The 7,609-nt window shown below is 39.3% G+C and carries 6 protein-coding genes and 1 tRNA gene; 1 reads left to right on the top strand and 6 read right to left on the bottom strand.

Going from position 1 to position 7,609, the window contains the following annotated elements; translation table 11 throughout:
• Positions 1–176: 176 nt before the first annotated feature.
• The 6 genes from FJR37_RS08985 to FJR37_RS08960 form a co-directional block, all read right to left on the bottom strand.
• Positions 177–455 carry a hypothetical protein gene (locus FJR37_RS08985; protein ID WP_168465825.1) on the bottom strand — a complete coding sequence of 93 codons (279 nt, stop codon included), beginning with the start codon at positions 453–455 and terminating at the stop codon, positions 177–179.
• A gap of 31 nt (positions 456–486) precedes the next feature.
• Complete coding sequence (locus tag FJR37_RS08980) at positions 487–693, bottom strand: DUF3368 domain-containing protein (protein ID WP_254434544.1); 207 nt, start codon at positions 691–693, stop codon at positions 487–489.
• A gap of 630 nt (positions 694–1,323) precedes the next feature.
• A tRNA-Phe gene (locus FJR37_RS08975) sits at positions 1,324–1,396 on the bottom strand.
• Positions 1,397–1,468: 72 nt separating this feature from the next.
• Entirely contained in the window at positions 1,469–2,302 is an 834-nt protein-coding gene (locus tag FJR37_RS08970; RefSeq protein ID WP_168465824.1) for a metal ABC transporter permease, read from the bottom strand.
• 728 nt (positions 2,303–3,030) lie between these two features.
• Positions 3,031–3,813, bottom strand: a complete 783-nt coding sequence (locus tag FJR37_RS08965; RefSeq protein ID WP_168465823.1) for a metal ABC transporter ATP-binding protein — start codon at positions 3,811–3,813, stop codon at positions 3,031–3,033.
• A 781-nt stretch (positions 3,814–4,594) separates the two neighbouring features.
• Complete coding sequence (locus FJR37_RS08960) at positions 4,595–5,611, bottom strand: metal ABC transporter solute-binding protein, Zn/Mn family (protein WP_152608973.1); 1,017 nt, start codon at positions 5,609–5,611, stop codon at positions 4,595–4,597.
• A gap of 253 nt (positions 5,612–5,864) precedes the next feature.
• Between FJR37_RS08960 and FJR37_RS08955 the strand changes: the two genes are divergently transcribed.
• On the top strand, positions 5,865–7,448 hold the full coding sequence (locus tag FJR37_RS08955) for an iron uptake porin (RefSeq protein ID WP_168465822.1): 1,584 nt from the start codon (positions 5,865–5,867) through the stop codon (positions 7,446–7,448).
• Positions 7,449–7,609: the final 161 nt, after the last annotated feature.

The following is a 7,609-nucleotide window of genomic DNA, read 5'->3' as shown; positions in this document are numbered from 1 at the left end:
CGTATTCATCAAGTACAGCCTTTTCCCTTGGAATCATGGGTGTAAATTCACTCCATTTTAAACCCAGCTTGAAGAAAATGAGCGATTGCGAAACGCTGCTGCAAGTAGTTCGCTATGGAATTTAATCACAAAAAATGATTAAGCCGTTTTGACTGTAATGATCCAAAATGTTCTCGTCACCCATTATACTTAGAAATCTTTACCAGAAAATGAAAATCTTTGTGCGATCGCCAAAACTGGGCGACAAATTCCATTCTTTGAGAATCACCCCTCAACACAAAAATTACCTGGGGTAAGGAAGTTTCGTGAAAAGCAATCGCTATCCTCACAGGAATTATGGTAGATAAACCAAGGGCGATCGCTAAAACCAGCCATACTAATCTATACTTGCCTTTTCTAAAAATACTACTCATAGCGATCGCGTCAGCAGTTCGCCATTGAAATCTCACTAACAACTGCTCACGAGATAAATTACCTTACCTATCCTCAAACTTTCTTTTCCTGTGCTAAGGTCAAAACCTGCACATACAGCCGGTCTGAAATTCTCATTCCCTGTGCTTGCATCTCATCTAAAACATCCTTAACACTAGCCAACACACCCCGCCGCTTTGCCAATAATAAAACCCCCACAGTCCCAATTAAAGGCAATTTTCGAGTAGGTGAGCGTTGAAAATTGTCGTTATGGTAAGGCAAAAAGCAAGAGGCAAGAGTGAAGAGGGTTTGGGCGATTTTACATTTCTTTACACAGTTTGGTTTTATTGTGTTCACCTACTTACGCACTGTACAAATTTACCATGATATGAATGAACGAAATTGCGTCGTTTTCGGCTTTGGGAATAACTTATTGAGTAGGGTGTGGTGCGTCAGACCCAATAATTTGATAAAAAACAGATTTCCTCTATCTGACGCACCCTACTCAATATGTAATGTAGATTTTATCTCTTGTAGGGTGCGTCAGACCCAATAATTTAGTGAGGGACTTCCAAGAAATAAATTATCCTGATTAACGAACCACGGAGGCGCAGAGGACACAGAGGAATAAGGGTTTGAGAGATTTTTGCGTTAGGTGGTTTATCGGTTGTCAAGAGATTGCTTCCTTTCACTCGCAATGACAACTCATGCAGCACAGGTTTATTAGAGACTTCCAATCAAAAAAATATCCCAAAATTTCTTGTGGTGCGGGACGAATTGCCCGCTAATCATCAAGGACGGGCAAGGATGCCCATCCCACAAAATTGGATCATTTTTTTTGTGGAGTTCTCTTATTCCAGTAGGATTTATCTAAATACCTTGATTACTAAGGTTTTCAGCTATTTTAATCAATGCCAGGAACGAGACTTGAACTCGTGGCACGTGGATTTTCAGTCCACTGCTCTACCAACTGAGCTATCCCGGCGGGCTTTTTTCACCACTTTTATTAAATTAGCACAAGACAAAAGATTAGTCAAGGGGTTATTGAAAATAATTTTTAGCTCACCTTCATTGTCAACTTCACCCAGCTAAACACAGCCACAAATACCAGAAACTGCACAAAAACAATACTCGGTCCAGAAGCTAGGTTAAATAACCCAGAAACCATCATTCCCCCGATACTACTGCTACAGCCGACAACCACCGATAGAATCAGAAAGCGGCTGAAATGGTGACTCATAAGTTTGGCTGTAGCAGCCGGAATTACCAAAAACGCATTTACCAATAAAACACCAACGGCTTTAATCGCCACAGCTACGGCAAGGGAAAGTAGAACAACGAATCCATAGCGATATAATTGTACAGGTATGCCTTGCACTTGAGCAACATCAGGATTAAGAGTTAATAAAATCTGTTGCGGCAGAGTTGATAATAAAAAAACGCTACTACCAACAAGTACCAATAGCGTCAAAATTAAATCTGTGTTATCTATAGCCAAAATATCGCCAAATAGTACCCCCATTAAGTTACCGCGATATCCTTTAATAAAACTGGTGAGAATTACACCAATTGCTAATGCCCCAGATAGCACTATACTGAGAACGCTATCACTAGCCAAATCAGTCTTATCAATTAGGTAGAGAACAACAACCCCAAAGATTAAGGTAAACGGGAGTAACATCCAAGTAGGATTAGTGTTGAGTAACACGCCTAATGCCACACCTACCAAGGCTGCATGACCAACGGCATGACTAAAAAAGGATAATTGTCGTAAGGTAACGAAACTGCCCAATAAACCACCTAAAATGCCCATTAACACAGCACCCATAATGGCACGCTGCATAAAGGGAAATTGCAATAAATTTACTAAGTCATGATAGTTAATGGTCATAAGAATACCCGGTAAGTGGGAAACGAGCGCGTCTTTAGACCTGAGAGGGAAACGACACGAGCGGTTTTAACCGCTGTGGATATTAAAATTAAAACCAGATTTTTGATTGGAACCTGGAAACCAACTCCCATTTCTGGGGTAATGTTAGCTAGATGCCTCCGGCACGCTGGCGCGAACGACCAGTTATAAGAGCTTTTTAGACTTGCAACACTGTTTCAGTGACCTTAAAACTGTTTAATTGCAAATGACAGAGCAGGGAACTAGCTTCGCATTCCGGGGTGTCGTGACTCAAATAACGGCTACCATGAGAGTAAACTCAGGGTGGTCTGGTCAGTACGGCTTGCTTGATTACTCTTGCAAGCCCAGTCCCTTTAGGGCTGGGTTACTGACCTCATCCATTTTTGATTCTAAATTCTAAATTCTAACTCCCGGTTCGCTCATTTTTTTTGGAGTTCGAGAAATTGCCAAAAAAACAAGAAATCCAGGTGTCGTAATGGTTTTAGCGATTTCCCGAAATTTAGCTTGAACTACCACATCCGGCGCTAAAACTCTATTTTTATGCGAACTGCTTGCAGCAGCGCTTCGCTATCGCATAAAGTCTGTAGGGTAGTACATTTTTATCAAAGCCGAAAACCCTGATTAAATCGTTCAGCTTTTTTGTAACTCGATTTTAAATGGGCGAACCGGGAGTTCTAAATTCTAAATTCTAAATTCTAAATTCTAAATTTTTAATGATGATGTTCATAGCGACTAAAACCAGGACCATAAGTAGCTAGAAGATTTTTTGGGGAAAGGGCTATTTCCGGTTTACCGGAACAGACAAGAGTTTGATTGAGACAGATGACGCGATCGCAATGACGGCTTACCATATCAATATCGTGAGAAACTTGCAACACCGTCCAATTCTCTTCTCGTTTTAATTCATTTAATAAAGCATAAAAATCCGTTGTTCCTTGGACATCTACCCCTGCAAAAGCTTCATCCAATACTAACAACTTTCGTGGTGTTACCAAACAATAAGCTAATAATACCCGTTTGAGTTGACCACCACTAAGAGTCCCAATAGCCTGATTTCGCAAGCGATAAGCATCAGTCCGGTGTAAAGCTGCGGTGACTGCTGCTGATGTTTCCCGGTTTTGTTGCCAAAATTTCGAGAAAAATGAATGTTTTTTATTCCCTATTCCTAAAGCTACCAATTCACTAACTGAAATGGGAAAACTGCGATCAAAAATAAAGTTTTGTGGCATATATCCCAACTGATTCCGCAAATTTCCTAGTCTAGAAATTGGGCGACCAAAAACTTCAATTGTTCCGGCACTGCGGGGAATTAAATCTAAAATAGCTTTAATTAAGGTACTTTTCCCAGCCCCATTTGGACCAACTATGGCTGTATCTGTTCCTGCTAACAATTCAAAGGAAACATCTCGCACAGCTAGATAGCTGCTTTGGTAGACTGTTAACCCAGAAACTTTTAATATTGGTAATGTAAATTCTGCTTGTTCGTCAGTCATGAAAGTTAGGATTTGAGATGCCAATAATTTATAGTGATAAGTAGTGAGACAGAATTAGTTACACAATGTCATTGCAAATGGAACGAAGTGAAATGAAGCAATCGCAAGGGTTGTGATTGCTTCCCTTCGCTCGCAATGACTGTAAATATTTTTGTCCAATTACTTATAGCAAGAGTCAGAAGTCCGAAAAAAAGAAGGATTCAGGAGTCGTAGTATTGATAGGGGTAAAGCAAGAGCTTCATTGGTGTCAACTTAAGCTACGGATGGCTTATTTGTTTGGCTGACAGACCCGCCTAAAAATGAATTTCCGGGCTAATAGCTAAAGTTTACTAAGTAGGTGGACGTGAAATAACCAAAATGTGTAACGATATGTAAATTCACCTCGATGGGTTATTGTCGTTGGGTTTTAGCCATTTCAAAAAACGAAATATATTTTGATTTTCCTCCGCCCACCTACTTAAAGTAAACTAAACAAGTTCAAAAATTTTCTAGTTCTTTTAGAGGATGTTTGAAAAGTGTTATTCCGTAATTTTCATCACATTGCTACCCCCCTTAGTCCCCCCTTGTAAAGGGGGGAAACAATAAAAATCCAGTTCCCTCCCCTTTACAAGGGGAGGGTTAGGGAGGGGTAAAAAATATTTGATACATCAACCATAACTTTTCAAACACCCTCTTAGTCATCTTCAGATGACTTCTGCTATAAGACTGGGAATTCATTCCCAGTTGGGTTATGGGTTTTACGTTAGGTTGACACCAATGAAGCTCTTGCTTTACCCCTACGTCACTTGCATCCAGCGGCTAAACTCTCCAAATTAGCTTTCATTGCCTTAAAATAATACTCTGGATTGGTATCACCAGTTTCTAAAGAATCCAAAGTCCGCACAGTTAACCCCAAATCCTGGGAAATGCTGGTGAGTAATTTGTTATCTAACCCTGGTTCGCTAAATAGGGCTTTTACTTTGTATTTTTTGACTGTATTCACCACTTTTTGCACATCTGCTGGAGAAAGTTGCTTTTCAGGAATTTCTACCACTGCTAATTGTCTAATATTATAACGTTTGGCAAGATAGGGAAAAGCATCATGAAAGGTGATAAAGGTGCAGTTTGGTGTTTGTTTAAGAGTTTGTTGAAATTCATTATTTAAGTTATCTAATTTCTGAACATAAGCCGCTGCATTGGTCTGATAGTTGGCTTTATTGACCGGATCTGCGATAATTAAACCATCTCGAATATTGATGATTTGCTGTTTTGCTAAAACTGGATCTAACCAAACATGAGGATTTCCTAATTGGTGTTCGTGATCATGATCATGTTCTCCCGTTGCTGTTTTATCTATGGGGGAAGTTTTATTAATAGCTGGAATACCTTTACTCGCATCAATTTCCATTAATTGAGAATTTCCAGCATTTTTAATTGTATCTGCTAAAAACTCCTCTAAGCCTAAACCATTTTTGACTAGTATCTTGGCTGTAGCGATCGCTTTTACATTAGTCGGTGTCCCTTGATATTCGTGTATCTCTGTACCAGGCTTAACTAAAATCTCTACATCTGCTACATCTCCAGTTACCGCTTTAGTAAACAAATAAACTGGTAAAAATGTGGTAACTACCTTAGTTTTTGGTGATTTTTGGACTGGGGCTGGTTCCGTTTTTACAACCTCCCTACTGTTAGGATTGTTACATCCATAAACTGCTGACAAAATTATTAAGGTAATCAGCGGTAAAAAATTTCTGGTTTTTCTATCTATTTTAACTTCTCTAGAACTTCTCATGGTTTGAGGTTGACAATAAAACTTCATTGGCATTATATCTTATAATGAGATCCATTCTCATATAAGTCATCAAAAAATGCTACTGTATCAAGAATTACAGAATATTTGGAAATTTCAGGTAATACTGCTGTATACTGAGGATATTTCCAGTTGATAAGGATTTCTTAACTTTTTATTGTGATCAGCTTAACTTATGACTGTAGTATATTAAAAATCAGTATTAATAGCTGTACTAATTCGAGTGTAGCATTATCAATTTTAAACACGGGTGTGAGGAAAAATGCAAAAATTTTGGACTTATCTAATTGCTAGTTCAACAGTTGTGAGTAGCATATTATGTATGAATGCTGCTGCAAAGGCAGAACCAGTACCAGTAACTAATTCAGAACAACAGGTTAATAATAGCCAAGAACAGGCAGTATCTCAAGTTACCTCCGTATCTCAGTTATCCGATGTTCAACCTAATGATTGGGCATTTCAGGCTTTACAATCATTGGTAGAACGCTATGGATGTGTTGCAGGTTATCCCAACGCTACTTTTCGGGGTAATCGGGCGTTATCACGATACGAATTTGCGGCTGGTTTAAATGCCTGTTTAGATCGAGTCAATGAACTAATTGCTACAGCTACCAGTGATTTAGTATCAAAGCAAGATTTAGCAACAATCCAAAAGTTGCAAAAGGACTTTTCAGGAGAATTAGTCACCCTCCGGGGGCGTGTAGATACCGTAGAAGCCAAAACTGCTGAATTGGAAGCTAATCAATTTTCTACCACCACTAAGCTACAGGGGCAAGTTGTGGCAGTTGTTAGTGATGTATTATCAAATAAACAAGTCAATGGTGGGAACATAACTGATAAAAATACCACTTTAGGCGCAAGAACACGGCTGGAATTGGTAAGCAGTTTCACTGGAAAAGATACACTTTTTACCAGAATCCAAAGTAATAATATCAACAACCCTGATATTAAAACCAAAGAAGGCAACTTATTTTTTGCCAATCTTCCTGGTACTGCTGGTACTAATGATGTTACCATAGATGGACTATGGTATGCTTTTCCCCTGGGCAAAAATACTCAGGTCAAACTAATTGCTAATGCTGGTGCAGCAGACGATGTTACCAGTACAGTTAATCTGTTTGATGGTGATGGTGCTTTTGGGGCTGTGTCTACTTTTGGAACCAGAAACCCGATTTATGGACAACTGGGTGATAAAGGCATAGCAGTTAACCACCAGCTTGGCGATAAAATAGGCCTAAGTTTAGGATACTTAAGTAGTACAGCTAATAACCCCACTCCTGGAAACGGGTTATTTGATGGGAATTATGGTGCTTTAGCGCAGTTAACCGTCAAGCCCAGCGATCGCATTTCTCTTGGTTTAACTTATATCAATTCCTACAATCAACCATTACTCACTGGTAGTAATAACGCCACATTGACCAATCTTACCCCCGATGAAAAATTTTCCAGCAATTCCTACGGTGTCCAAGCATCTCTAGGTATTAGTCAGAAATTTGTTCTCGGTGGTTGGGCTGGCTATACCAACAGTCAAGTTTTGACAGGTACAAAGGGAGAGTTTGACACTTGGAACTATGCTGTTACTCTTGGATTCCCCGATTTGGGTAAAAAAGGTAATTTGGCCGGTGTCATAGTTGGTATGGAACCAAAAGTCACAAGTTCTAGTGCTGCTGGTGCTGGAGTTGCAAAAGATCCAAATACTTCCTATCACATTGAGGGATTTTATCAATACAAACTCAGCGACAATATCACCCTTACCCCTGCTGTGATTTGGCTAACAGCCCCAGATCATAACAATACCAATGATAATGTAGTGATTGGTGCTTTAAGAACTACCTTCAGCTTCTAATCAAAGCAATCAAATAAATCTCAAAAATAAATCATAGTTCAGATGTTGTTTCTGTTTCCTTGGGGAGAAAAATGTCTGAACTGTGATTTTTGTGATGAGTTTGATTAACTTGACACTCTGCGGTCTGAAGACACGCAGATCCTCTAAGATTTAACTTAAGA

Origin of the sequence: Aphanizomenon sp. UHCC 0183 (assembly GCF_009712065.1) — a bacterium.
Taxonomy (GTDB): Bacteria; Cyanobacteriota; Cyanobacteriia; order Cyanobacteriales; family Nostocaceae; genus Dolichospermum; species Dolichospermum heterosporum.
This window is presented reverse-complemented; position numbering and strand designations above follow the sequence as displayed.

What these genes read in the sequence shown, in the direction of transcription:
- FJR37_RS08955 (WP_168465822.1), top strand. Translation starts at nt 5,865, where the DNA reads ATGCAAAAATTTTGGACTTATCTAATTGCTAGTTCAACAGTTGTGAGT.
- FJR37_RS08970 (WP_168465824.1), bottom strand. Translation starts at nt 2,302, where the DNA reads ATGACCATTAACTATCATGACTTAGTAAATTTATTGCAATTTCCCTTT.
- FJR37_RS08965 (WP_168465823.1), bottom strand. Translation starts at nt 3,813, where the DNA reads ATGACTGACGAACAAGCAGAATTTACATTACCAATATTAAAAGTTTCT.
- FJR37_RS08960 (WP_152608973.1), bottom strand. Translation starts at nt 5,611, where the DNA reads ATGAAGTTTTATTGTCAACCTCAAACCATGAGAAGTTCTAGAGAAGTT.